We start from the raw sequence: 25346 nt of genomic DNA on the forward strand, positions 1-25346 counted from the left end.
GTATGAGAATTCTGATTGTTGAAGACAATCCTGATATCGCCGGCAGTGTCGGCGATTATCTGGAAATGCAAGGTCATGTTGTCGATTTTGCCTACGATGGTGTAGTCGGACTGCGGTTAGCGTCGGAACATATTTTTGACGCTGTCATCTTAGATATTAATTTGCCGCGCATGGATGGTTTTGAAGTATGCCGACAATTACGCGAGGAATTACAGCTCGATACACCTGTGTTAATGCTAACCGCGCGGGATTCGCTGGCCGACAAAGTCGCAGGATTCCAGCAAGGAGCCTGGGACTATCTGGTCAAGCCATTTGAACTAAAGGAATTGGCCATGCGGCTTGATGCGCTTAAGCTTAGGCGCGCGCCAAATCATAGCCGAGTGTTGGCGGTCGGCGACCTAACTCTTAACTTAGATACTTGGCAAGCAGTGCGCGCGGGCCAGTCTTTGAAGTTACACCGTGCCAGTGTGCGTATTCTTGAAATGTTAATGCGGGCCTCACCTAACGTTGTTACCCGTCAAGATATAGAATTCTTGTTATGGGGCGACGAATCACCGGGTAGCGATCCTCTGCGTTCGCATATGTACGAACTGCGGCGAGAGCTGGATAAACCGTTTGAATTTAATATGTTAACAACGATGCGTGGAATTGGTTTTGCGTTAAGTGCCGAGGAGAGTGAGTATGGCGATTAGTATTCGCGCGCGGATTCGCAATACCTTGATCGGTCTCGCAATTGTGTTGTGCTTGCTGTTCAGCGGCCTGATCTTTTTGTTAGTCTACGTTATTGAAGATCAAGTCTTTGTTAATCAGTTGAAAACTGAACAGGCGGCATTCGAGCGAGTTATTGCCAGCGGGAATGCCGTGTTGATTGAAGCTTGGCAACCAACCCATACCCATATGCGTCGTATTGACGCGGTTGACCTGCGTTCATCAGCGCTGTCAGAAGATAAACTCAGGCGCGTGTTAGCTAAGCCGGGTGTGCATGAGTATTTCGATAACGCACAAGCTATGTTTATTGCACATTGGGTGCGGCCGGATACCGGTGTTCCATATTACCTATTGTATGACGTTAGGGAATTGTTGGCGGTGCGCGGTAGCAAAACTACTTTGTTTGCATTGATTGCGGGCGTGACAGTATTGATTATGCTGCTTGCTGGATTGGTGGCTAGTCGTTTAACGAAATCAGCTTTAGCGCCAGTGTCGCGGTTAACTGGCGCACTGCAAAACGACGATCTTGATGGCGTGGTGATTCAGCTAGCAAACGAGTTTTCTCAGGATGAAATTGGTGTTCTAACGCAAGAGCTCGCGTTGGCATTAGAGAGCGTTCGCAAAGCCGCTCAACGAGAGTATGAGTTCAATCGCGGCGTGAGCCATGAGCTCCGATCGCCGATTCAGGTCGCACGATCCGCCGCCGAACTGCTCCAAATTCATGCCGATGAGACCGCCCCTCAAATCGATAAAGCCGTATCCCGATTATGTCGATCAGTGGATGAGATGAACGAGATAGCGGAAGCATTTTTATGGTTAGCCAGTGAACGAATCGTGGAGCAAAGCGAGATGTGTCCAGCCTCGGCGTTATCCGCCACGTTGACCACACTCCAAGCAACTTTCCCTGATCAAGAAATCGTATTTGAGGTTTCAACCTTGCCAACCTTTACGTACCCAATGCCGCGCGCTGTACTGTCGCTGGTACTTAGAAGTCTGGTCCGCAATGCTATGATTCATGGAGACCAAGCCGTCATTGCGGTCGAAATTAATATTCAGGGAGTTTTGGTTAATAATGCGGTCAAGTCATCAACCTTGCCGAATCGAGGCTTTGGCTTGGGTTTGACGATTGTGCAGCGGATTTGTGAACGATTTGAGTGTGCACTGAACACACACCAGACAGATGATGGACATTATCAGGCAGCGATTGTTTTTGCGGGGAACAACAATCATTCGATTAATGACCTTGCTCTCGCTAACTAATATTGGTTCCAAACGTAAGGCACATACTCATAAGCAAACTAGTGTTTGATAAGTTAAGGACTAACTTGTAGAGTGACTTCGAAAATATACTATTTAAAACTGTCTGCTAGTTAGACGATTATCAAAGGAGCTGGAGTCTTCATGGCAATTTTCCGATGCAACGAGTGCGGTCATGTACGAGAAGTAGGTAATAATTATTTGGGTAATCCAGTGAAGTGCCCCAAGTGTAAGCGGGTTGCTCACGTGCATGACACGACCACCTTTGTTAAAGCCATTGTTGGTAAGTTATTGGTACAAAAGAAGGAGTTAGAGGAGCTACGCTCAAACCAAGACACTCCTCTTGCCAAAACTCATGTGGACCTCTCGGAAGACCTGATCTTTGATGGTGTGGATGTTAATAATACTAATGTCTTGGCTCAGGAAAGTAATCTCTCGGTTATTGCCAATTGGTTTGATCAGCGTCAAATCGAGGCTGAGTTTAATCCCGATGCGGCTGATACAACGGGCTTTTTTGACGAAGTCGCTTTACGTCTTGGTGACGATTTCGAACTACTGTCGGGCGTCACTAAACAGATCAAATATATTCAAAACAAAGGCTATGCAAATGCGAAGCTGGACGTGTCTAAACATAGTCAGCAAGACTTAGCCAAGGTTCAAGCATTCTGTAGCGAGCTTTACGATTACTCTTTTGTTGCTAAAAATTTCCACAACAAGAAAACTAAGGCGATTCATTTAACGCTGCAAACTGCGCCGAAGATACGGGACTTTTTCAATGGTTATTGGATGGAGTGGTACGTGTTGATTAAGTTGATGCAGTTCATCGATAACAACAAGATTGCCGCCGCTTGTACGCGCTCGGTGAATGTGAAATTTAAAGCGGGCAATGCCAACGAGCTGGATTTGTTCATGCTCTCAGCAGATGGTGTGCCATTGTGTATTGAATGCAAAACGGGTGAGTTTCGCCACGATATCGATAAGTATTTGTCCTTACGCAAACAGTTAGGTATTCGACAAAGCCAGTTTGTGATTTGTGTGTTTGGGTTGAGTGATGAGCAAGCCATCGGCATGACCAGTATGTATGATCTCACTTTCGTTAATGAACGAACGCTGATGGGGCACGTTGAGTCGGTGCTCAAGTATAGTAATTAGCGCTAAGTTTACAGCGTGTCAGAATGTGCTTTCGCTACGCTAGAGTTGGCAAGGATAACCTATAAAAAAACTAGCGTTACGAGAGCTTATTACTGCTCGTTTATACGTTTTCAGCAGCCTTCGCAAGGTGATCGGCGAGTCGAATCGACAATGCAATAATCGTTAGTGTCGGGTTAGATACGCCCGGTGACGCCCAAACCGAAGAACCGGCGACATAGAGATTGTCGGTAGCGTGAACTTTAAGGTTGTTGTCCACCACACCGTCTTCAGGTTGGGCGGACATTCTTGTTGTGCCTAAATGGTGGCCGTTAATAACCAAGTGATTTTTTACCTCAGACTAAGGCCCAATAATACGCATTAGAATGGCCCGAAACCGCCAAATTTGCCTGACTCCATGAAGCTTGAGCCAGGCGAGTACTTAACGAGCCGAATATGACTAGCTAGCCTCTTGTTCTCTCGCCATACACTTACTTCATTCCAAACACTATTTTTAGCAAATTGCTGCGTGCAATTACAGCTTCGGTGAGAATGTAGCAACCAGCAAAGGTGGTGAGTGTTACCAAGCCAAACTCCACTAGGCCACCTAGCGAATACTTTGCTAACCAGAATGCGACAATAATGGTGATAGTTTGATGCAGGATATACCATGGATAGATACGGTTATTGGCGTAGGTAAGTAGTGAGCTTGGTTGGTTTAACAATCGAGCCGCCCAACCCATAACGCACAGCAGCCAGAGCCATTGGTTAAAAGTTGCGATCACGCCTTCTAGGTGATCAAGCCATCCGTCGGTGTCGATAACAAACCAAAACAACAACAGCGTTAAGTAGCAGGCTACGGCGCTCAACAATGTAATCCACCTTAGCCGCACTATAACGCGCCATAGTGCGACATGGTCGGAGAGCAGATACCCAATTAGGAAATAGCTGCCGAACATGGCGTGTGCATAGCCGTCATCGTATAGAGCATGTGAGATCGGCTTTTCGTCATTCAGGCTTAACTGCCAGATGATTTGTATTATCACGGGCGCCAGCATTAAAGTCACGGCACCTGCTTGCCGAATGGCGAGCTCTATTTTGCTTTTACGTAATACCCAACTTACAGGTATTAGTACAATTGTGTACAGAAATAGATAAGGAATGAACCACAGATGATTCCATGTGAAGCCGAACTCACTGCCATCGAAGCTGCCCGCAGGCCAGCCTTGAAATGTAAAGTAGTGGCTGAGAAACTTTAGGTAGTTCATGCCTGGGAAATGCTGTTCAATGGTGCCATTAGCGATCGCTTGCAAATACGCTTGCGGTGGCACAATGAGTATCACGCCGGCTAGAAAGGGGATTAGCAAGCGATCGCTGCGACTGTTAATGAACGCTGCGGGGCCTATTTTTCGTAACAAAAAGCTCGAGGCAATACCCGACACTAAAAACAGTAAAGGCATACGCCATTGATTAATCAACAGCATTGGAAATTTTACCCATTGATATTGATAGTCACTTTTAATATGCCAGCCCCAGCCGTCCACGTACAACATGCTAACGTGATAAAGAATGAGGCACAGAAATGCGAGCACTCGTAGTGCGTCAATGTCGTATCGTCGCGGGTTGTTGGATTGCGTCAGGCTCATCGTTGAAGTGGTAGGTCGTTAGCAGATACACTCTATTGCAGACTTAACCAGACGCGCACTCAAGCCCTAAGTTACCAACGGCTAGATTTGTGTGACCAACCGTGGAAACCAGTGATCAAATTTAGCCCCCTATGCTTATCCTAGCGTCTACTCTAATTAAATTGGCTGACCACCGATGACGCTTGAACGCTATCTGGCAATACGTCGCTATATTGAGGTGGGCTTTTGGGGCGCATTATTCTCAATAATTTTCGTTAGCGAAACCGCGGTGCAAATTATTGACGTAAACCGACTTGGGCTTGGCTACCAAGCATGGGAAGTCATATGCTGGGAGGGCACTAGCATTTTTACGCTGTTATTGCTGGTTCCGGTTCTCTTGTTTTTTGATCGGCGTTACCCGCTTCGTTGGAGCAACTTAGCCCGTGCTATTCCTGCTCACATTCTGTTTAGCGTGCTGTTCTCGGCGCTGCATGTGAGCATCATGGTTGCCATGCGTAAGCTGATTTATTGGTTCAATAACAGCTATTATGATTTTGGCAATGTGGCAGAGCAGTTCGTCTATGAGTACCTAAAAGATTTTCGCACCTATGCGCTTTCGTTGGCATTAATCTATTTGTATCGTCATGTGGTTTTACGTTTGCAAGGCGAGGCCAGCTTGCTGAGTGAACCCGATGTTGGTTTGAACGCTGAACCCAGTGAGCAGCCTGAACGCATATTGGTTAAGAAGCTCGGTCGAGAGTTTTTGATAGTAGTGAACGATATTGAACGCATCGAGGCGTCCGGTAATTATGTGAACCTGCATATTGGTGATCGGGTCTATCCTTTACGCGAGACCATGACCAAAATAGAGCAGCGTTTAAACAATAAGCAGTTTAAGCGCATTCACCGATCTCATATCATCAACTTAGATTACCTTCAGGAAATCATTCCGCTAGAGAGCGGCGACGCTCAGGTTGTGGTTAAAGCCGGCGCTATATTGCCGATGAGCCGAACCTATCGAAACGCCGTTGCTGAAGCGGTTTAAAGCTAAAACCGCCCCAGCAATATCGGCTGCCTGTTAGGCTGCCACTGGCCGCTGCTTGTTACGTGCGCTTAACCAGAACAACCCAGTCGTCTTCGTCGTCTGTGCTGCTGACGGGCGGGTTGCCCAAAGCTCGGCTTGCACCACCGTTGATGTTGCTGATGCTTCCGGTCATCAATGCGCCACCAGAGCGTGGGTTATACCAGCGTACCTCATAAGTACCGGTTTGGTTCGTGAGGTCTAGGCTGACGCGTTTGTCGTCGGGCAAGTAAATAGCGTACACCTCACCGAGCTTGGCTAAGCAGTAACCGTCGTTGTCGCTGTTGTCAGCATTGTCGATTAAGTCATCACGGCTTTGCATGTCGGCGAACGGTAAGTGGTTTTTGAAGAACTGTAATGCATAGCGGTTGTAATCCCACATCGCGTCACGACTGCGGTAGTCCTCACAGTTGAGATCATTGCATGGCTGTTGATAGCCAAAGTAGTACTCAACGCCCGCGCCGCCCGCCATTAAATTACCCCATAGCGTTTCATGACGAATATCACCTTGCGAAACGCTCGTGCCCGCATACGGGGTGCTTTCAGGAGAGTCTTGATAGCCATTGTCAGGTGGTACGCCGATGTTTGCGCTACCTTGTTCATCATTGGCTACAACCCACACATTGTTGGCATCGGCATCGCGACTTTCGTTGATCCAACGCAGCGTATCGCGATGTACATTGCTGTAACTGGTTTGCACCGACGCGCCGGTTATCCGCGACAAGCTTCCGAGTAGAGGCGGGTAAACATCCGCTTGCTGATTGGGGTAAGTGTGAATCACAATATGGTTGTGATATGGGTCGTTCAGATAGAAGTACTCAGCCATTGCGCGTCGTTGCTCGGTAGTCTGCGTGTTCTCTTCGCCCAGGTTCCAGTTCAATGCCAAATGATGGCCGAAGCGTGCAATGAGTTCTCGAAAATACAGGCTGCGTTCTGGGCCCATGTCACCGCCGTCGAGACCGCTAGACCCATTGTCATTCTCGGTTTCCTGCAATTTAAAGTGTAGATATAAGCCGAGTTGATCGGCGTGGCTGAAGACGCGTTCCCATTGTGCGAGCTTGGACACGTCGTATCGCAGTCGGTCGGTGGCGGCAATAAATGGCCACACGGTTTTCGAATCACCTCCAACGCTATAAGTGAGAAAACTGAACGCGTTTTGCTCTTCGCTGGCAAGGTAATTTAATGCGCCAATCAAGCCTTTGCCAAGACCGCCTTGCCAACTTGGGTCGCCAGCCTGCCAATCGTTTACGTGTTTGCTAAACGACTTGATTCCGGCGTCAGTACCATTTTGATTGAGCGTGCCATCAAAGTCGGCATAGCCTAATAATCCCTCAGGTGCGTCGGCACCGACCTTAACGAAATACTCTTGAGTGCCCGCGTGGCGGAGGTAGCGCTTACCAACGTATTCAAGCCGCCCCTTACCTCTGAAGTCGCGCCCAGACTTATTACTCGCCGACACGTTAAAACGGCCAGTTACACCGTGTAAGTCGGCTACCGGTGTTCCGCCGCCATTGATCGCAACGTCGTTGCCTTGGGTAAACTGATAGCGGTATGACCAAACTCCAGTTTTATTTGGGGTGAATCGGGTTCGCCAAATAGCTCCGCTGGTGGCTGATGTTTCGCTAGCATTGCCGTCCGCAGCAAAGAAGCCCGGCACCACAAACTCTTGAGCGCCCTGGGTAAATACAACGTCAAGACGGTAATCCGTGAATGGGTTGGGGCTGCCGGTTTCGGATGCTTGCGGGCCAATTACATCGAAGGTAAGCGTGTGCCAGACCCGTTGTTCTCCGCTTAAACGAACTGGGCCAGTGGCGGTGACCTCATCGTCCATGAGCAATAGAATCGGCGCGATTACTTTATTGGGTGTTTGGCTAAGTGCAAGTGGTGCTGCAAACAGATTGCAATTCAACAGCACGCTCACCAGAAATAATTTGGTAGAGAGAGGACGAAACATAGAACGATCCAATGGGTATTTGGTAGGGTCGTTTTAGAATAGTCCAGTCTGCTTAGCGTCTCAAGTCGCGAGTTCGGCGATTGTATTTTTGACGACAAATCGATGAGTGGGTCGGCAGCGCTTCAAACATTAATTCAAGCGCTACCGAGCCAGGTCAGCCTAGCGTGATGTATGTAGGCATTGCAGCTTTGCTGCGCTACTAAAATTAGCTTGAGTATTAGTGGCCGCGTCAATATAGGAGATGCCCGGGTTGCTCAAGTCCGACGAGTTTGCAGCCCCAATAGCATGCGTAGCAAAGCTCAGAATCGCCATGCTCATAAGCACGTTAGCCGCTGGTTTAGAAAGAGAAGGTAGTTTGAAGTTCATAGATACTCCGTCAAGCGGTGTGGTCATTCGAGTAAGGAACTGAACAATAGTCCTGTAATACAAAAAACGGAATTACAGACGATTACAGCAAGTGTCAGGAAGGGCGCGCGAGATTTTACGGGTTTTATTCTGAGTAAAATGGACAATTAGAATGTGCGAAAACTTGAGGCGAATTTGTCGATTCCATTTGACCTTAATATTACATTTCGTTAATCTAACGCGCAGGATGTTTGGACAACGACAAACAAGTGGATGTCAATGAGAACGATATTTCTTGACCGTATTAGGCAGCGTGTGTGAACGCTACAACTGGGTATGTCATGCGTACTGCTTGATGAGTAATCATTATCACCTTCTCATTGAGACGCCCGATGGAAATCTGTCAAAAGGTATGCGCCAGCTCAATGGTGTTTATACTCAAACTTTTAATCAGACGAATGATCGAGTCGGTCATGTTTTTCAAGGGCGTTATAAAGGGATTTTGGTTGAGAAACAAAGTTACCTACTAGAGCTAGCTCGATATATCGTGCTAAATCCAGTGCGCGCTCATATGGTTCATGCGGCTGGGGATTGGCCGTGGAGTAGTTATCGAGCAACGTCTGGGATATCGGATGCCCCGAAGTGGTTAGAAGTGGATTGGTTGTTGGCTAGTTTTAGTGGGAGTAAGAAGAACGCGATTAAGTCGTATCGTAATTTTGTTATGGAAGGTAAGGGGCAGCCCTCTCCTTGGGCGGAGTTGAGGAATCAGGTATATTTGGGGAGCAGTGAATTTGTTACGCAAATGGTAGCGCTCATTGATGGAGATAAAGATCTTAGTGAGATTCCTTCATCTCAACGGCGACCAAAACCAAGGACATTGAAACAATATTTTGAGCAGGCACAGGATCGTAATCATGCAATAGTAACTGCTTACAAAAGTGGAGGTTACACCCTTAAGGAGATCGGCAGTTACTTTGGATTGCATTACACTACCGTTAGCGGGATTGTGAAGAACTATGGTGTTACAACTAAGATTCGGTGGCAATATCGCTGATGTTAGCCTTTATATAGTCGACAATATTCCCTTCTAAGTCATTATTAGTCAGATCATATACATTCATTGCATCATCAATTTCATGCAGCTCTTTGTAGCTAGAGCTTCCTTTAAAAGCATTGAACCACGATAAATTTGCTACGTTGTGTGCGTATTCGGCGCTAATACTCCCATCCTCATCCGGCTCCAGACTTAACGCAATTCCCATCCCTAGCGCTTCGACGAGCTTTTTATGTCCTACAGCTTGCAAAGCTGCATAGCAGCCTCTTACTTCATGACCGTGTCCCTGAAGTACAAAGGAGTCGATGCCATTACCGCCCACCTCACATTGAAACATCCAAAGGTAATACAAGTGCATGATCGGTTCGGGTAATGCTTCAAGAATAGCTCTATCATTTTCGTCAAAACCAAGCTGAACAGTATTTGATATATGTGTGCAAAGTACTGGGTTCCAAATGGGTTCTGAGCCTTTATATAACACTTGCTTTGAAATTTTTTCATAAACAACATTTTCGAGTTCAGAGGTCTCTGCCCAGCCCTTCCAATCTCCTTGTTCATCGACTGGAGAGAATAGATAGCGCTCCGCTGGTATTTCCTGAGTCGGCGATTCACTACTGTATGTCCAAAGCTCGATATCCACCACATAATAGCGTTTAGGGTTCTCCGGTGTATTAGTAGTCAGAAGCTGAAGATTTGGTTCTTCTTTCAAAAACTGGATTGATTTTTTCTTAGCATCCTCCTCGCTGTTACCCTCAACATACAGTATCATCTGACAACCCCACTCCACTGCCTCTTCCTCCTGACGATTGAAAAGTGCTTTTTTAGCGTCAGGAGCTAATAAGCAATTAGTTATTTTTACTTCCACACAATAAGTATTCATTTTATTTTTCACTCCTTTCTAATAGACTTTCCGGCTCAAATAACTACTGCCCGGCGGTAGGGCACCTTTGGTTCAAAGACGTTCAAAGTGATTTGACCTCATTATAAGACCACACTAATGAAGTTCTTTGTGAATGATTTAATACCATGATTTAAGGACACCCATCAAATCAACTTGAGGGTTCGGAACTCTTTTGAGAGAATGAACTTGTCAAAAACTCAATAACAAGGATTGTTATGACCTTACCAAGAAGCGCTCTCGTGTCATTGGCTGACACACCCTATTATCATTGTGTGGCGCGCTGTGTGCGTATGCGGTGATGAGCAATCACTATCATGTTGTACTTAGAGTTAGGCCTGAGATATCTGCGGCTTGGTCAGATCGAGAAGTGGTTCGTCGTTGGCATTCCTTGTTCTCGGGTAATGTTCTCTCACAACGCTTTATGAAAGGCGATGTCCTTGACTCGGTGCTTCGCGCGCGATTGCAGCTCGACATCGTCGAATGGAGGTCTAGGCTGACCGACATCTCTTGGTTCATGCGCATCGTAAATGAGTTCATCGCCCGCGAGGCGAATAAAGAGGACAACTGCACAGGTCGCTTTTGGGAGGGGCGCTTCAAAAGCCAAGCGCTGCTGGATGATCGTGCACTCCTGTCTTGTATGGCTTATGTCGATCTCAATCCGATGTTTCGCTTATGGTGTTCTCAATATTTCACAAACACTGCGCGTACCACGCAGTTATATTCAGTCGAGAGTTGAGAGGCTCTCTTAAGTATGATGATGTCTCAGAGGTTGATAAGGGCAGATAGGAACTGTACACCCAAGACAGCCTCGGCGTATCGCGTTTAAAGTAAATCGTTTTTACCCCTATGGTCAGTTAGATGTGTCATTGTCAATCTGGCGAACGTGAGCGGATTGTCCCACTGTTCAAATTTGGGTCTGCAAATGACTTAAGAGCAAACAGCATCTTCAGCGGCGTAGTGCTCGTCAAGATTCAGGTGCGTGTGAGTTTAGAGTGAACTAGCCGAACGATCGTGTGTCGCGCAATCCGTCGACCTAATCTCACGGTTTGACTACGACCATGATTTGATAAGAAAAATCAGGCCTTATCAGGTTGAATTTGCGGGTCGATTAATTAAGTCCTTGCGACATATAAAATGTAGGACATTGATTCGTTCATTGAACATTTTCAGTAAAAAGTAAATAATGAATCATATAAAGGTAACTGCAGTAAGCATTACTGACAGATGCACCATAACTGAGGTTAGCTGATGCAAGAAGTATCCAACGAAGATGTTCCAAGAGATTTTTTGGAGCTTTTTTTCCCCATTCACTATTCCGTTGGGATGACGATAGAGGACACTCTACGAAGTGGCGTGCTCACCCGTCAGCAAACTATTATTTTGTGGTTGATTCGAGCGAAAGGCGTTGACGGCAAAAAGATGAGCCGCAAAGAAATTGTTAAGTCGATGTCTTATTGGTTCGAATTGACTAACTCAGCAATTTCCAAGGCGTTAAGGTCTTTAGCAAAGCCGCCGTTAGGCTTCTTGTTGATTACTGAAGATCCCGCGTCGGGGCGAGAGAAGATAATTCAGCTGACCCCAAAGGGGGAGAAGTTTTTGTTGCAAATGGTCGAGAACGGGCGTTTATTGGTCAAGCATATAACCGATGAGCTGACCGAGGAAGAGATCAAGAATGGTCTTCATTTTTTTCGTCGTGTTAGCGAAATATTTGGCCGGGAAGTCGAACAAAAACGTGATTTGCCTGGGTCAATCATGATCAAACCTTCGGCGCGCGTGCGCCATCTTTGATTACTTGCACGAATTGGTTGGCATTGCAGCCATCGTTTAAGCGGCGTTCGATGTCGTCTGGGCTGACTAATCCATCAAATTTAGTGGGCTCACCTTCAACAACCAGACATTTACCTTGGTCGAAATGCTGGCGAAAGTCGGCCAGTGAAAGCGGCTGAAAAATTGCTTCAAACAATTGCATAACGTACTGCGTTCCTAGCGGTGTAAATCATGAAACGCTAAGCATACTCAATTGCGATCTCGAACACACCACGGGATTCCCCGTTTTCTTGGCGAAACATATCGTTTTGTATTCTTGGTGTGAATCCAGATTTATTTAAACAGCTAGGGGTCTTAGGTCTAGTGTGATTTATGGTGGTTCTAGCCCGTTGTTGAGTGATTTTTCTCAAAAAATCGGAATGTTGGCTTCGTTTGACGAATGAGTCAGTTGTGAACCGGTCAAAATTTGGCTCGAACCATTTAGCGCATACACCAAGCGAGCAGGAGCCTCACCGAACTGATGATGGTGAAAATCTGGGGCGTGTGTTCTTGGGGGAGGTAAGCGAGGCCGAAGTTTCCTTTATCGAGTAGTCGCGGCACACGCCGGTCAATATGCTAAGTTCTAACCTAACCTAACCTAACCCAACCCAACCCAACCCAACCCAACCCAACCCAACCCAACCCAACCCAACCCAACGCAACTCAGAAATTGCTGCTCAAACTCGGTGGTGAATATCATTCAGGATGTCAGGTCTAAGTTGAGCCGTTGATGAATGTATGGGAGCTGGTCTGGAATGGATCCGGGTTTGTCTTGTCGAATACTACGTCCGGTCCAGTCGACTAAAGTGAGATAATCTTTAAGTCTGTACGGGGTGCCGGTTGCACGGTATTACAAGGTTATACCCAGCTTAAAAAGCTATATTCGAAAACCTAAGGGGTTATATATAGATTGAGGATAACTACTCAGAAGCTATGCGAGGCTGGGATGTTGAATTTCAATACATTCGAATGACGGGCTGTTAGACTTGTTACAATTAATCCGAGCCGACACTGTTTCAATCAATCGGCATCATTAGGCTCTTCATGAACCTACTGATGGTCGAATTTTACAATCAAAATGTTACCAGAATGCTTCCGCTAACCAGAGAAATGATATTGCTTTGCAAGGCTGTGCAATATTGTCGAGATGGCACCGAAGATTTAGAGTGGGTTCACGGTAATATTGAAATGGATAAGTTGACCCGGCTTGCGCGCAGGCACGGTGTAATAGGCATGGTGATGCCCTATTTAGAACACCGCGCCTGCGAATTTGAAACGTTGATTGCTAATTTAAAGCCACTGCTGGTACGGCAGGTGATTTTAGAAGCATTGAGATTGAAGCAACTGGAGGGTTTGGTCGGTGCATTTGAGAAACACAATGTTAGTTATGTGGTCTTCAAAGGCCTAGCCGTAAATGCGCAGATGTGTGATGCGCCAATCTCCACTCAGAGGTTTAGCACCGATATAGATTTACTGGTGAACCCCGCGGACTTTCCGCAATTGGTCAGCATCATGCACCAAAGGGGCTACTACTGCATTGACTGTGACAACGCTTCGGATGTCGCGCATTTTGCCTCACATTCTGCAGATGAGTTGGTTAAACGAGGCTTGGTATTTCGACACCAAGACCGCCACGTGGCCGATGTGGATGCTCACTGGCGTGTCGCCAATACCTTTTCGCTGCCATTGTCTACCGCCACCGTCTTAGGGCATAAACAGTCGACACAGATTAATGGGGTTAGGGTGTTTGCACCGAGCTTTGAGCATCACTTTTTGATCTTAACAGTGCACGGCTATCTTGATTACTTTTATCAATTAAAACACTTGGCTGATTTGCATTATGCTATGCAGCATGCCGAATACAATGAAGCCAAATTGTTTACTCTCGCGAAGGAGTTTGGGATATCACAACATCTAGCTGAAAGCATTGAGCTAGTCCATGTTCTACTCGAAGGCAAAGTAAGTGATCTGCGCAACTCATCTCGCTACGTGCGAACCACCATTGAGCGTTATCAGACTCATCACGGTTTGCCGCCGCGAGCGCATAAATCGCATGACAACTGGACTCTAATCGACAAGCTTAGCTATATTTTAAGGCAGATTAATACTCGCAGTTGCAAGGCTAGCCTCATTGCACCGATACAGAACAGGCTGTTAGTAAAGTTTCAGCAAGTACCTAAGCACGACTCCGTGCAATCACCCATGAGCTAGGTTCTCGTTGCGAACTCGGCATTGAACACATGACACTAAGAGAAAAAGTATCTTTCGTTTGGCATTTGCCATGGAGGCGCAAGAAGTGGCTTCTTTACTGCTTTGTAAGCTCGGCTCTTGCTTCGTTTGTAGTCAGTGCTCTGCCATCAAAATACCTAAAACACTTTCTTGGTTACCCACTGCGAAACAAAGAGCTTTGCGTGTTAGCCACGCCTACACAGCTTCTGCATGCTAGGCAGGTCGCTTCTCTTATGAAGACGGTTTCGAGTAATGTGCCGTGGCCATGTGAATGCTTGGTGCAAGCCTTGTGTGTCAATTGGTTATTGAATCGGCAAGCGCTGCCATGGGTGACTTACCTTGGTGCAAGCTTAGAAGCAGGCGCCCAGCCTAATATGAAAGCGCATGCTTGGGTGTGCGTTGGGCCCCACACCATTATTGGTGATAGGAGAGACCAGTTCCCAATTGTGGGCACGTTTACGTCTTCAGACTTATCAGAGTTTGAGTAAATTCAAGCTATTTGATAAGGGTTTACCCAGCCTTGTTTCTGCGTGTTTTTCTGGGCTAGGGCATAGTGCTCATGGCAAAGTTCAGGGACGTCATGCTCAGTCAAAGTTTTATTATGCAAAAGCCCCGATTCGTCTCTACAGACCTCTCGTATGTAGTATTTCGCAGGCATGTTCTTCGCGTCCTGATTAAAACGGGTGCAGCCACGCGGGCCTGAAATTTTCGCATGTTCTAAGGCGTTAATAAGTGATGCGTATGACTGGTCAGCTGCTGAGTCCAGAGCGTCGACTATTAATTTTACAGATTCGTATGCCATGACAATGTGTGGGTGCGGCAAGCGCCCTGTTTGTGCCTTAAAATCGGCCGAAAAGCGTTGATACTGTTCGGAGTCGGTTTCATGTGAGCCAACGGTTTTTGTGCCTTCAATACGTGACCCCAATTGATTTAAAGTTGGCTCTTCCACAAAGGGTGGCAACGTGAGCAATGGGCTTTCTAGCTCCGCTTGTTCAGCATCACGCAAAAAATTGATCGCTTCTTTGCTGGAATGGTGCGCGATAATGGCGTCGGGTTCCATTTTATCGAGATACTGAATAAATTCTGAGCAGTCTTCATCGGCACTGTCCATATGAGTTACCTGTGAGAGCTTAACATTTGCGCCACCGGCTTCGGCGCCTACTGCCACGGCAAGCGGAACTCCATAGCCGCCATCATGACGAGCATACACGGTAGCCAAGTCTTTGAATCCCAGTTGAGCGGCGTAATACCCTGTAAGCCATGCGTTTTGCCAAAGCTGATATGAATTCACAAAGACAGATTCGTTTGCAGCCGAATCGAACAGCACGTCTTCGCCCATGGTGTTGACTAGCAGTGCCGTTTCTTCTGATCTGCACAGCTCATTTACTGATTCAATAAGGCTGGAGTTGAGCGGGCACAATACAGCATTGAGGTTTTCGCGAATAATCAAGCCCTGTATTTTATCTTTCAGGAATCCGGCATCTTCATTGTATCCACCGGATTCAAAACATAATTTTACCCGATCACTAGAGTCTCCAAGCCCCATTTTACAAGCTACGGGCAGGTCACGGCTAAGGTGGGGTAAGAAGGACGATTGTGGGATGATGATTCCTAAATTGAACATGGGCAGCCGCCTTAATATAGATGGTGGTTAGTTGGTCTGTATTTAATAAAGAGGGAGCAATCAAGGCTCCCTCTAATTAAAGCATTTTTACCTACAAAGTCTTATATAGGCGCTTATCACTAGCTTCTTGATGGGTAGAGACCCAGCATTGCTATGCACATATAGATGCCCAAGTAGGGGTTTTTAATGTCTACTGGCAAACCGCTACCAGAGTTTGCGCACGTAATTGATTCAGCCGCCATAGCCTTATTTTCAGCAGGGACGGGCGCCGCATAGCCAGTGTGACTTGCCAGCATATTGCCCAATGGATTGTTCAGGGTTGCGGGTGCTGTTTCGCCGTGAAGAATCACCGTATGATTGTGGGAAGGCAGATTTTGAACTGTAAGTGTCACTGACTCGTGACCACCTTTCTGCCCCCAGACTACCGTCTGAAGTCCAGGGCCAGAACCGACCCCCTTCATAACGCGCCCTCTTAAGTCCGGCAAGCCAAACGTGGTTCTGCCGTCGCCACCAAATTTGGTGCCAAGCAAGGAAAATAGTGCAGTATTACTCGAAATAGCGAGTAGCTGGCCGTCGCATAGGGACCAGCCGCGTGGTGCAAAATTAAAGCCAACTGGCATAATTTCGCCGATAAATGGATTGCTGCTCATGATGGATACCTCCGGTTTTGTATCAAGTTAAATTAGTGGTCAATGCTGATCTAATGAGTCAGCCTCCGACCAGTTCCTTTTCTGCGTTCTGTTCAAATGCCTCATGAAACTCCTCAGGCAGCGCTGCAAGAACCATGCTCTTTTGTTCTTCTTGAGTAGGTGGAGACTCCGCTGTCGGAAGTACAGAGTCGATGTCAATCTCGTCTTTAATCTCATCGGGTAGGTCGTGCAGAATTTGTTGTTTTGCTATTTCGATGTCACCAGGTTCAACATCGCAATTCTCTAAACACTTTTCTGCGTGTTCTTTTAAGTCATCTGGAAGCTGCGACCGGATAGCCTCCATATTTGCTTCCAAGCTTTTTTAGCATTACTCATTTACTAAGTTCCTCAATATGAATCTGTTAGATGACAAATACATCGTATGCGGCTCAATCAATAACTACATGTGTAGAGCAAGAGTTAGCCTCTGCTACTCATTTGAGCATCGTTCGGTTACACAACGCCATTACACGCCATTACATCTGCCTTGTTCTGGTTTACAATCGAGATTAGGCTAGCCACTTGTTTGTTTAGAATTTGGTCAAATTTTATAGAGGAAAGCTTTTACTCCATGGAACATATACGGTTAATAGGCGCGGTGATTGGATTAACGTTGAAACAGCGATATCGACGACACCCAAATGATCAAGCCGTGTCGCGATCTTTTTACTCGCCCTATCTCTTTTTTGCCCATGATTTTGCGAAGTCGTTGAAAATGTACCCGTTTGCTGGATCTAAATATGCTCGAAATCGGTTGAGGCCATGAAGAGCAGAAAGTCAATGGTGCCGCAAGTGAGGAGGTAGAAGTGAAGAGGTTTGAAGGTTTTTTTAAACTCCAACAACATGATAAAACCGTGTGCCAAAGCTTGGGTGATCATAATTTGATTGCTAAATACGGTGTAACTCAAAAAACACCAATACAGATGAACCCATGATCGCAGGCGCCTTTCCGCATGATTTTAGCAATGAAGAAGAGTCTACTAGGCTGGTGGAGGTCGATGATCTACTCGATCAGCTATGCGCCACTGATTTCCCAGCTCTGTCGGAATTACCTCATGATACGAGGCAGGTTTACCGAGACAATCGGGTCGCGTTAATTCAGCAGTCGGTTACCAACACGCTGCCGCAAAGTCTCGCGCATTGTACAGAGACTGGGCAAGTCTGCGTCTGTTGGTCGTATTTAGAAAATCCCGCGGAAATCAGCGGTCATTTTCTGACTGAATCGGGCTCTAATACAAATGACGCTTCGTTTGTTTTAGCTAGTTATCAAAGGTGGTCGGAGGATTGTCCAAAGCGCATTAAGGGGGCGTTTGTTTTTGCAATATACGACCCTAAACGTCAGATGTTGCTGTTAGCTAGAGACCGACTGGGCCTCAAACCACTCTATTATTCTGTTGATTCCCCATGTTTTCTGTTTGCCTCAAACGCCGCAGCGATAGCTAGATTGGACGGGGTGAACAATCAGCTTTCAAGCGATTGGATAGCGCAACACTTATTCAAGCATTACTCTGATAGCTCGAGTACGGGGTTTGCTAACATCAAGAAGTTGCCCGCTGGTCACATGCTAATACTTAAAAGCGAAAATGATGTTGTTAGGCCGAGGGTGAAGGCTTATTGGCGATTAGAAGAGCTATCCAATAGCTCTGTGCAAGCGACCGAGGCAAGCGACCTTGTTGAAGAATATCGTCGTAGTTTTGACAGAGCTGTTGCTAAGCGAAGCTTAAGTAATTACCCATTAGGGGTCGAGCTGTCGGGTGGTTTGGATTCTTCTTCGATAATGGCGTCGCTGATGGAACAGTCGCCAAGCAACAAAATGCACTGTTTTAGCCGCGCTTTTTTTTCATTGGAACCAGAGCCCATCGCAGCGTTAAATCAATGTTACCCGGATGCTCAGTACCATTTATGGGGTGACCCCGAAAGTACAGGCCTTGCGTACCAAGCGGACTTAGCTCGCTATGTCGAGTTATTTGGCTTACCCGACGAGCACTCATTGGCAATTGGGTGCGCTAACTTTCTACGGGTTGCTAAGCAAAACAATGTTAAAACGTTGCTAAGTGGTTACGGTGGAGATGAATTTTCAAGCTCTCTAGCACATGACACAGCCCTGCAATTAGCGGATCAGGGTGATTTTATGGCTCTTTTCACTCGCCTGTCTGGCAACCCTATTAGACGTTTAAAAACTATCTACAACCTAGCATTTCGGCAACCAAGTGTATCGAGCTATATGCCGAAAATGCTTAAGTTGGATCATCCCGCCCTCGTGGCCGTGCAGCAGCGCCAACAAGAGTATTCTCTGAGTAGGAGTAATACAAAAGATCATAATACACGCATGGTTCAACGATGGCGCCACGGCAATGTGCTGCGTTTGGAGTCTCATACATTAGCGGCGACGGCATTTGGCGTGTCTTTTCACTGGCCATTTCTGGATGAAGATTTGTTGGCGTGTTATTTTAGGTCGCCAGTAACGGAACGACTTGGTATCGGTAATAAAACTCGCTGGCTGCATCGGCGTGCGCTTGCTGGGCGTTTGCCGAAAGCGATTCTTGACAAGAATAATAAAGATGTTGGTGTGCTCCGTAATGGGCAAAACCCTCATGAGACATTTATGCAGCGCCTACCTGGTAAAATTGATGTACATTCTGCGCTACAATCAATGGTTGATGCTGAAGAGTTAAACCAGTTTTTAAGCTCGCCCACAAATGAGCAAAAACAGCAGCCGGCTTATCGACTTACCGCAAAAACAATTTACAGTATCAATGTGTGGCTACACTCCTTTTTTTAATCCAAGCGCCGAGAGACCGTCAATAATCAATGAACTATTATATTGCCTACGAATTGTATGTTTGCTCAGATGTTGAAATACCTGAGTTATCGCCTTGGTTAAATGGCTCAGAAGAAGAGGCAGATGTTCTAATTTGTGAAGCTGATATTCAAAAGGATCAGAAAGAGGCGATTTCGCAGGTAGGCCCTTTTCTATATGTTGACACCAATAACGTCTTTCTCGAGGTTCCGGATATTGCTCAATTCTGGGTGGAGTCAGGTAGGCGCATCGCTTACCAAATGTCTGAAGGCAGCAGCGAAGAGGACCTTAGGGCTTTTTTGCTTGGCTCATGTATTGGCGCTTTGTTAATGCAACGCGGCCTTTTTCTATTGCATGGCAGCAGCATTCAAATTGGTGAAGGCTGTGTGGTTTGCGTAGGCCACTCTACGGCCGGTAAATCAAGCCTTGCTGCAGCGTTTATGCAAGATGGTTATTCAATAGTATCTGACGATGTTTGCGCTATAAGCGCGGAAGGGGAGGTAATCCCAGGGATTCCCCGCATAAAAATAAACCAAGATATCGCGCAATCACTCAAGATCAACACCGACACTCTTAGAACGGTACGCGCTAACTGTGATGGCAAATTTTCGTTACCGCTTGATAAGCAGTTTAGCTCTAAAAGACTGCCTTTACTGGCTATTTATGAAATGTTACCAGAGGTCGGCGAGGTTACCATTTATAATGACTTAAACACCTTTGAGTGTTTTTCGGTACTTCAAAAGCACCTTTACCGACCCCGCTATTCAAAGGCCATGGGCAAAGCCCAATTCAACCTTCAGCATTGTGGTCAAATAGCCGCGAGCACGCGAGTTTCTCGTATTCATCGGCCTAGGTTTCAGCTTACTGTTAAAGAGTTACCAACTCTTATTCTTCAGAACCTGCATCAATTAAACGAAGCATCGTGATGTCTGAATTTTCTTGAATTAGTATTTGATAGATATGTCAAGCGGCAATGTGAAAAATGGTTCTCATGATTTTTTTTGGTTAGCTTCTTACCCGAAGTCCGGCAATACTTGGTTTCGCATTTTTTTGACCAGCTTATTCAATGGCGAGAACACGCCATTGGATATCAACAGCCTTGGCCATGGTCAGGTTCCTAACCTTAGACGTATTTTAGATGAACTAAATGGGTTCGACTCAGTGGATCTTTCATTTGATGAGCTCAATTGTATCCGCACCGAGGGCTTGCGTTGGCTAAGCCAAACTAACCAGTCCAATGTCTATTATAAAACTCACGCCGCGTATACCTATAACCAAAATAATCGCCCAGTCTTGGGCGGGCGATGTGACGGCATTGCGGGTGCGCTGTACTTTATTCGAAACCCCTTAGATGTATGCATTTCTTATGCGCATCACGCCGGCGTCAGCGTTGATAAGTCGATTGAAGTCCTGGCTAATGGTGAGCTTAAAAGCCAGTCTCTGCATGGCAATATACACATACCAGAAGATGTTCTTTGTTGGTCTCAGAATGTTAAGAGCTGGCTATCTACAGAGGATTTGGCAGTCACGGTGATTCGTTACGAAGACATGTTGGTCGAGCCTATGACAACGTTTAGTAAAGCTTGTGAGTTTCTAAATATCGACACTGATTCTAAGCAGATTCAACGAGCCCTAGTAAGCTGTAGCTTTGAAAATTTGCAAAAACAAGAGCAGGTGTCTGCTTTTGTCGAAAAGCCTGCTCGCTCACCAAATTTTTTCCGCAAGGGCATTGCTGGAGATTGGCAGAATACACTCAATACGGAGCAAATAGACAAAATAGTCGATCGTCACGGCAGCATGATGAAACAGTTTGGCTACCTCACTGAACACGGTGTGCCAAAAGTCAGCTAGCTGCAAGAATTAGACAATATACTAGGCATCGGTATACTGATATGAGGTACAAACTAGTATTAAGAAAAATGACAAAAGAAGACAGAATCTTACAGCGTAACAACGATTTAATTCACGCGAATATGGGTGAAGAAACAGTGTTAATGAGTTTGAGCAATGGTGAGTATTATGGCATCAACGACGTAGGTTCGACTATTTGGAACTTATTGGAAAATAGCTTGAGTGTCCAGCAGCTAATTATTCAATTGACCGATATTTATGGCATCAGTGAAGAGCAATGTAATCGAGAGATCGGAGGGTTTCTCGATGATATGGAAGAAAAGGGGCTATTAATTATTGAAGAACAAGCCAGTTGACTCTGACTATCTAACCATTGGACTGCCTCTGTCTGGCAGATGCGCTGGCATTGATGAAGTGGAACTAAAACTTGATAAAGGTGATTTTACTGTGTTCTGGTCGACTGAGCACTATGAGGTTTGATAAAAAGCACCTTCAAAATTAGCGATACTGAAAGTACCAGTCTTTGTTTGATCCATCGAAATTACGGTCAACTCCGGCACTCTCCAAACTGGTTTGTCTTCCTGAGTTGAAGTGGTAACTTCTTTTCTTTCGTCATCTTGCATGAGATGTTCTCTCCGTCACGTGTGAATATTTTTATGATTGATTGAATCGTTTCAACTCGCGAAAAAGACCAATCACGCTTCCATGGGGTATTTTACTCATATAGACTTGTTAAAAACAACGCCTACTCGATGATTAATTGATATCTGATGCAGTTGGATAATAGATTTTATCGTTTACCGATTCAGGTCGATAGTGAACGCTTACGCGGTGAAGTTGAATCCATCGATGCTTGTGAATGGGTCGACCACCCTAATGGCTATGTAGGTAACAGTGCCTTGCCGCTGATTTCGGTGAATGGTCAGGACAACCATGATGTGGCTGGGGCGATGGCACCGTGCCCACGCACCGTTAACATGCCGTATCTAATGCAAGTGATCGCCAGCCTTGGTACCTTGGTTGGCCGCAGTCGCTTAATGCGGTTGGGGGCCGGTTGTAACGTGCCACGACACTGCGATATCAATTTGTACTGGCGTAAGCGAATGCGGATTCATATTCCCATCGTGACGAATTCCTCGGTCCTATTCGAATCGGCTGGACAAATCCAACATCTGGGAGAAGGTGAGGTGTGGGTGCTGGACACTTGGCATAATCACAGTGTGACAAACCAAGGTGCTGAGCGAATCCATTTGGTGGTCGACACGATTGGCAGTCCCAAACTGTGGTCTATGTTGGAGCATCACGCGTGGAAACCCTGTGTGGGAGAACTTACTCCACCAGCGAATTTTAAGGCCAAGAGTGTGCGGGTTGAAACTCACGTTGGGATGCCTCAGTTGGCACTGGAAAGATTCAATATTGAACCGGTGCTTCACCCCAGTGAAGTTAAAGAAATTTTGGCGGCATATGTGGCAGATATGAAACATGAGTCAAGCCCAAATGATCGGGAAAGCCCAGGACAGATTTTGGCCGATCTTAGTCGTAATTGGCAGGTCACCTGGGTAAGCTTTGGCGCAGAGTCCCAGCACCATATTCGCTATAGACTGCTCGTGATGCACGCGATAGACAAACTCACAGCTTTAAAACATCAGCCTCATTTAGACGCCAACCAACAGAGTCTTGTTTTACTGCTCGGGCACCTTATCAAAGGTTTGGCTGAACAAAAGATCATCAAATCCTCGGTTAAAAAAACACGCAAACCACCTGAAGTAAGTTTTGAGGAAACTACCGCAGTGTCCCGTGTTGACTCATCACAGCCATTCGACCCCGTGTTTATTGTGGCGGCACCTCGTTCTGGAAGTAGCTTGCTTTATGAAACATTAGGTTGCCACGAACAATTGGCGCATTACGATGCGGAAAGCCATGGCGTGATAGAGTCGGTTCCGTCTTTAAGTGTGGCTCATAATGGCTCTAATCAACTTTACGCAACGCAGGCTACGTCGGCCGTTTCGCAACAACTCAAGCAGCGCTTTATAGACGCTTTAAATCAGCGTGGCAAGTCAGCAAGGTCGCACCAAATATTTCTAGAAAAAACGCCAAAAAACGCATTGAGAGTAGCTTTTTTGAAAGCCGCTTTTCCAACTGCACGTTTTATCTATTTGTTTAGGCGTCCGCAACAAAATATCAGTAGCATCATTGATGGGTGGCGTTCTGGCCGATTTGTTACTTATCAGAACTTAGAAGGCTGGCAGTCGGATTATAGTTGGTCGTTTTTACTGCCAGAAGGGTGGCGCTACTTACCTAGAAATGATTTAGCAAGCATTGCTAGCTATCAATACCGTGCTGCTAATCAAGCCATAATTAACGATCTAGTGCCTTTGCACCGTAGCGAGGCGCTGACCCTGTCGTACGAAGATTTTGTTCAGCACCCGCGAAAACACATGCAGCAAATTTGCCATTTCTTAAACCTACCTTGGTCCTCACAATTCGATAAGGAGTTACAGCGTCCGACGGGTTTGAAGCTCTCTAAAAATACCTTATGTGTGCCAGACGAGGATAAGTGGCGTGCTAACGAAGAGGTAATGCAGGGCATAATGCCAACCATGCAAGACTTCTTTGACACCGAAATCTTGGCGGCAGCTGAGTCGATCAACATAGCGGAGCCAAGTTAGTGCTTTTACCTAAAGGTGACTTGAATGACTTTTGGGACCGAGCTTTACATGAGACTCAGTGCTTACAGCGAGCCGCCTTAATAAAAGATCAGTTTGATTGTCAGGCATTTGGTGAAACCGTTGCTCTTGAGGTTATCTCGCAGCTTTGTCAAATCGATGATTCTGGTCTTAAAGCCGGAGCGCGTGTGTACGTTGACGGTGCCGAGACCTCACAGTCAACATTCTCCGTAGGCGAAACCCCTTTGCCGGCTGAGTCATTATTTGACTGGCTAAAACGCCGCTTCGTAGAACAAGGTTTTTGCACCATTGTTAATTATGCTAATGTGTGCTCCGAAGCCTATACCCAAGCCGTTGCTGAGTTGTTGGTTCCATTGGTGCCACAACTAAAGTCACTAGGCTGTGCTTATCCTTTTATCGAGCCCGGTCTGTTCCTAGGCGACTACGATAAGACGCCTTTTGGTATCCACATAGATAAAGCAGAATTAGTCAGCGTTTTACACGTACATCTTGGGCCGGGCAGCAAGCGCATGACGGTTTGGCCTGCGTCGCACTCAGAATTTGCCGGTAAAAATAACATTCTCCACAATATATCGGGACACCTGAATACTGGTAAAACTTATCTAATCGAAGCGGGGGATGCATTTTTTCTGCCCGCTGGTAGTCATTACCATATTGGTGAGAACCAGTCTCTGTCGTTGAGCTTGACCATTGCGATTCATAATTCGCAGAACAATCAACGAAAGGCCGTAAAACAAATGCTTAAACGTCACGGCGAGTCGGGCGAGAACGCATCGCGTGCAGACTTACAACGTGAATTACAAGAGTTGATTGATCATCAGGCGTGTCGACGACACAGTAATCGATACCTGCCCAGATGCTTGTTGTCCGGCTTAAAGTCGCCACTTGTTTTGAAAGGACGTATACAGAAAACCGCTCCGTTTGAGATAAGTTTGACGGCAGCTGCGGACGATGGTCAGAGCACTGTTTACGCAAGAGGGTATAAGCTGCGCGAAAAAGCGTCGATCGAGGCACACGCATTAATACATGACATCAACAATGGCCAACGTATCGACGTGGAAACTTGGCTTAACAATCAAGTTGATCCATTGGAACGGGTGGCTCAAGAATCCCTCATCCGTGAACTGCTGGCTGTGCACGCTATTACGTTGGCACCCTTATCGAAAGCTGCACAGTAACGAACGCAAACTGGCCCATTAGATATCACCTCCAGCGTTGCGGGTCTGTAATCTTGGTGCTGCATTTTTTAGCAACGTATGACCGAAATGACTGCGTTCCACATGAAAAGATAAATCCGATTCGTCTTTAATCAGGTGCCCGAAACAACAATTTGAGTGCTTGCTCTGGTCTTCACTTAAAAACGTTTTTCATCGTGGTTACCTTCATATACGTTTGATTAGTTTTGTGATGATGTTTTTGTGCACGTCAGGCGTATCCGAATGAATTTTACTGTCGAGTGTGTCTCTCATGCTTCGCCGTACCTACGTGGTTATTGATGTATTCTTGCGCCGCTTAGCTTTGGCATAAACTCAAGGCGAAGTTCTGACGCAGCTCACTTATCGGTGACCTCGCGGGCAGATTTAATCGCGACTGGGGTAGGCTCGTGA

Annotated in this window: 25 protein-coding genes and 1 pseudogene; 16 read left to right on the plus strand and 10 right to left on the minus strand. The window is 46.3% G+C overall.

Translation table 11 applies throughout. From position 1 onward, the window contains the following. The first annotated feature begins 2 nt into the window (after positions 1–2). The 3 genes from DFR28_RS13565 (at position 3) to DFR28_RS13575 (ending at position 3117) form a co-directional block, all read left to right on the plus strand. On the plus strand, positions 3–692 hold the full coding sequence (locus DFR28_RS13565) for a response regulator transcription factor (protein ID WP_113954897.1): 690 nt from the start codon (positions 3–5) through the stop codon (positions 690–692). After that, positions 682–1968, plus strand: coding sequence for a sensor histidine kinase (locus DFR28_RS13570; protein ID WP_113954898.1), 1287 nt, complete (start codon positions 682–684; stop codon positions 1966–1968). Before DFR28_RS13565 ends, DFR28_RS13570 begins: the two co-directional genes overlap by 11 nt. Positions 1969–2109: 141 nt before the next feature. Continuing rightward, positions 2110–3117 (plus strand): PDDEXK family nuclease, encoded by a 1008-nt coding sequence (locus DFR28_RS13575; RefSeq protein ID WP_113954899.1) that lies wholly within the window; start codon positions 2110–2112, stop codon positions 3115–3117. Positions 3118–3217: 100 nt separating this feature from the next. Here the strand turns inward: DFR28_RS13575 and DFR28_RS13580 are convergent, their stop codons facing one another. Continuing rightward, positions 3218–3436, minus strand: a complete 219-nt coding sequence (locus tag DFR28_RS13580; protein ID WP_113954900.1) for a GMC family oxidoreductase — start codon at positions 3434–3436, stop codon at positions 3218–3220. 148 nt (positions 3437–3584) lie between these two features. Further along, positions 3585–4739 (minus strand): acyltransferase family protein, encoded by a 1155-nt coding sequence (locus tag DFR28_RS13585; RefSeq protein WP_113954901.1) that lies wholly within the window; start codon positions 4737–4739, stop codon positions 3585–3587. 175 nt (positions 4740–4914) lie between these two features. Here DFR28_RS13585 and DFR28_RS13590 point away from each other — a divergent pair, with 175 nt between their 5' ends. Continuing rightward, a complete protein-coding gene (locus DFR28_RS13590) occupies positions 4915–5763 on the plus strand; it encodes a LytR/AlgR family response regulator transcription factor (RefSeq protein WP_113954902.1) in 849 nt (282 codons plus the stop codon). 58 nt (positions 5764–5821) lie between these two features. Here DFR28_RS13590 and DFR28_RS13595 read toward each other — a convergent pair whose 3' ends face one another. Beyond that, the gene (locus DFR28_RS13595) at positions 5822–7753 is read right to left on the minus strand and encodes a DUF5060 domain-containing protein (protein WP_113954903.1); all 1932 of its coding nucleotides are present in this window, start codon (positions 7751–7753) and stop codon (positions 5822–5824) included. 159 nt (positions 7754–7912) lie between these two features. Continuing rightward, the gene (locus DFR28_RS13600) at positions 7913–8119 is read right to left on the minus strand and encodes a hypothetical protein (RefSeq protein WP_113954904.1); all 207 of its coding nucleotides are present in this window, start codon (positions 8117–8119) and stop codon (positions 7913–7915) included. Between the two features lie 274 nt (positions 8120–8393). On the opposite strand from DFR28_RS13600, the gene DFR28_RS13605 reads away from it, so the two are divergent. Continuing rightward, entirely contained in the window at positions 8394–9152 is a 759-nt protein-coding gene (locus DFR28_RS13605) for a transposase (RefSeq protein WP_113954905.1), read from the plus strand. Here DFR28_RS13605 and DFR28_RS13610 read toward each other — a convergent pair. Then, on the minus strand, positions 9127–10032 hold the full coding sequence (locus tag DFR28_RS13610; protein WP_113954906.1) for a DMP19 family protein: 906 nt from the start codon (positions 10030–10032) through the stop codon (positions 9127–9129). The two genes, DFR28_RS13605 and DFR28_RS13610, sit on opposite strands and share 26 nt — an antisense overlap. A gap of 236 nt (positions 10033–10268) precedes the next feature. Here DFR28_RS13610 and DFR28_RS13615 point away from each other — a divergent pair. Both DFR28_RS13615 and DFR28_RS13620 read left to right on the plus strand, forming a co-directional pair. After that, positions 10269–10717: pseudogene (locus tag DFR28_RS13615) on the plus strand (transposase); the annotation flags it as partial. A 584-nt stretch (positions 10718–11301) separates the two neighbouring features. Further along, positions 11302–11841 (plus strand): MarR family winged helix-turn-helix transcriptional regulator, encoded by a 540-nt coding sequence (locus DFR28_RS13620; RefSeq protein WP_113954908.1) that lies wholly within the window; start codon positions 11302–11304, stop codon positions 11839–11841. On the opposite strand, the gene DFR28_RS13625 is transcribed toward DFR28_RS13620, so the two are convergent. Further along, positions 11810–12022 (minus strand): hypothetical protein, encoded by a 213-nt coding sequence (locus tag DFR28_RS13625; RefSeq protein ID WP_113954909.1) that lies wholly within the window; start codon positions 12020–12022, stop codon positions 11810–11812. The genes DFR28_RS13620 and DFR28_RS13625 overlap by 32 nt on opposite strands. A 248-nt stretch (positions 12023–12270) precedes the next feature. Here DFR28_RS13625 and DFR28_RS19725 point away from each other — a divergent pair, with 248 nt between their 5' ends. The 3 genes from DFR28_RS19725 (at position 12271) to DFR28_RS13635 (ending at position 14576) form a co-directional block, all read left to right on the plus strand. Continuing rightward, entirely contained in the window at positions 12271–12411 is a 141-nt protein-coding gene (locus DFR28_RS19725; RefSeq protein WP_170132101.1) for a hypothetical protein, read from the plus strand. 537 nt (positions 12412–12948) lie between these two features. Further along, positions 12949–14070 (plus strand): nucleotidyltransferase family protein, encoded by a 1122-nt coding sequence (locus DFR28_RS13630; RefSeq protein WP_170132102.1) that lies wholly within the window; start codon positions 12949–12951, stop codon positions 14068–14070. A gap of 29 nt (positions 14071–14099) precedes the next feature. Beyond that, complete coding sequence (locus tag DFR28_RS13635; RefSeq protein ID WP_113954911.1) at positions 14100–14576, plus strand: lasso peptide biosynthesis B2 protein; 477 nt, start codon at positions 14100–14102, stop codon at positions 14574–14576. 2 nt (positions 14577–14578) lie between these two features. Here the strand turns inward: DFR28_RS13635 and DFR28_RS13640 are convergent, their stop codons facing one another. From DFR28_RS13640 to DFR28_RS13650, 3 genes are all read right to left on the minus strand, one after another. Further along, on the minus strand, positions 14579–15712 hold the full coding sequence (locus DFR28_RS13640; RefSeq protein WP_113954912.1) for an ABC transporter substrate-binding protein: 1134 nt from the start codon (positions 15710–15712) through the stop codon (positions 14579–14581). 119 nt (positions 15713–15831) lie between these two features. After that, positions 15832–16362: a phage tail protein gene (locus DFR28_RS13645; protein WP_113954913.1), complete on the minus strand. Its 531-nt coding sequence runs from the start codon at positions 16360–16362 to the stop codon at positions 15832–15834. Positions 16363–16420: 58 nt separating this feature from the next. Next, the gene (locus DFR28_RS13650) at positions 16421–16705 is read right to left on the minus strand and encodes a hypothetical protein (RefSeq protein WP_113954914.1); all 285 of its coding nucleotides are present in this window, start codon (positions 16703–16705) and stop codon (positions 16421–16423) included. Between the two features lie 627 nt (positions 16706–17332). Between DFR28_RS13650 and DFR28_RS13655 the strand changes: the two genes are divergently transcribed. The 4 genes from DFR28_RS13655 to DFR28_RS13670 are packed head-to-tail and all read left to right on the plus strand — an operon-like array spanning position 17333 to position 21408. After that, positions 17333–19183, plus strand: a complete 1851-nt coding sequence (locus DFR28_RS13655; protein WP_113954915.1) for an asparagine synthetase B family protein — start codon at positions 17333–17335, stop codon at positions 19181–19183. 29 nt (positions 19184–19212) lie between these two features. Then, positions 19213–20127, plus strand: a complete 915-nt coding sequence (locus tag DFR28_RS13660; RefSeq protein ID WP_113954916.1) for a phosphoenolpyruvate carboxykinase (ATP) — start codon at positions 19213–19215, stop codon at positions 20125–20127. A 34-nt stretch (positions 20128–20161) separates the two neighbouring features. Next, entirely contained in the window at positions 20162–21052 is an 891-nt protein-coding gene (locus DFR28_RS13665; RefSeq protein WP_113954917.1) for a sulfotransferase domain-containing protein, read from the plus strand. A 41-nt stretch (positions 21053–21093) separates the two neighbouring features. Further along, entirely contained in the window at positions 21094–21408 is a 315-nt protein-coding gene (locus DFR28_RS13670) for a PqqD family protein (RefSeq protein ID WP_113954918.1), read from the plus strand. A 111-nt stretch (positions 21409–21519) separates the two neighbouring features. On the opposite strand, the gene DFR28_RS19730 is transcribed toward DFR28_RS13670, so the two are convergent. Further along, the gene (locus tag DFR28_RS19730) at positions 21520–21675 is read right to left on the minus strand and encodes a hypothetical protein (protein WP_170132104.1); all 156 of its coding nucleotides are present in this window, start codon (positions 21673–21675) and stop codon (positions 21520–21522) included. 153 nt (positions 21676–21828) lie between these two features. Here DFR28_RS19730 and DFR28_RS13675 point away from each other — a divergent pair, with 153 nt between their 5' ends. Both DFR28_RS13675 and DFR28_RS13680 read left to right on the plus strand, forming a co-directional pair. After that, positions 21829–23721: a sulfotransferase gene (locus DFR28_RS13675; RefSeq protein ID WP_170132105.1), complete on the plus strand. Its 1893-nt coding sequence runs from the start codon at positions 21829–21831 to the stop codon at positions 23719–23721. Beyond that, positions 23721–24917, plus strand: coding sequence for a hypothetical protein (locus DFR28_RS13680; protein ID WP_113954920.1), 1197 nt, complete (start codon positions 23721–23723; stop codon positions 24915–24917). Before DFR28_RS13675 ends, DFR28_RS13680 begins: the two co-directional genes overlap by 1 nt. Positions 24918–25346: the final 429 nt, after the last annotated feature.

Origin of the sequence: Arenicella xantha (assembly GCF_003315245.1) — a bacterium.
In the GTDB taxonomy this organism is placed as follows: Bacteria; Pseudomonadota; Gammaproteobacteria; order Arenicellales; family Arenicellaceae; genus Arenicella; species Arenicella xantha.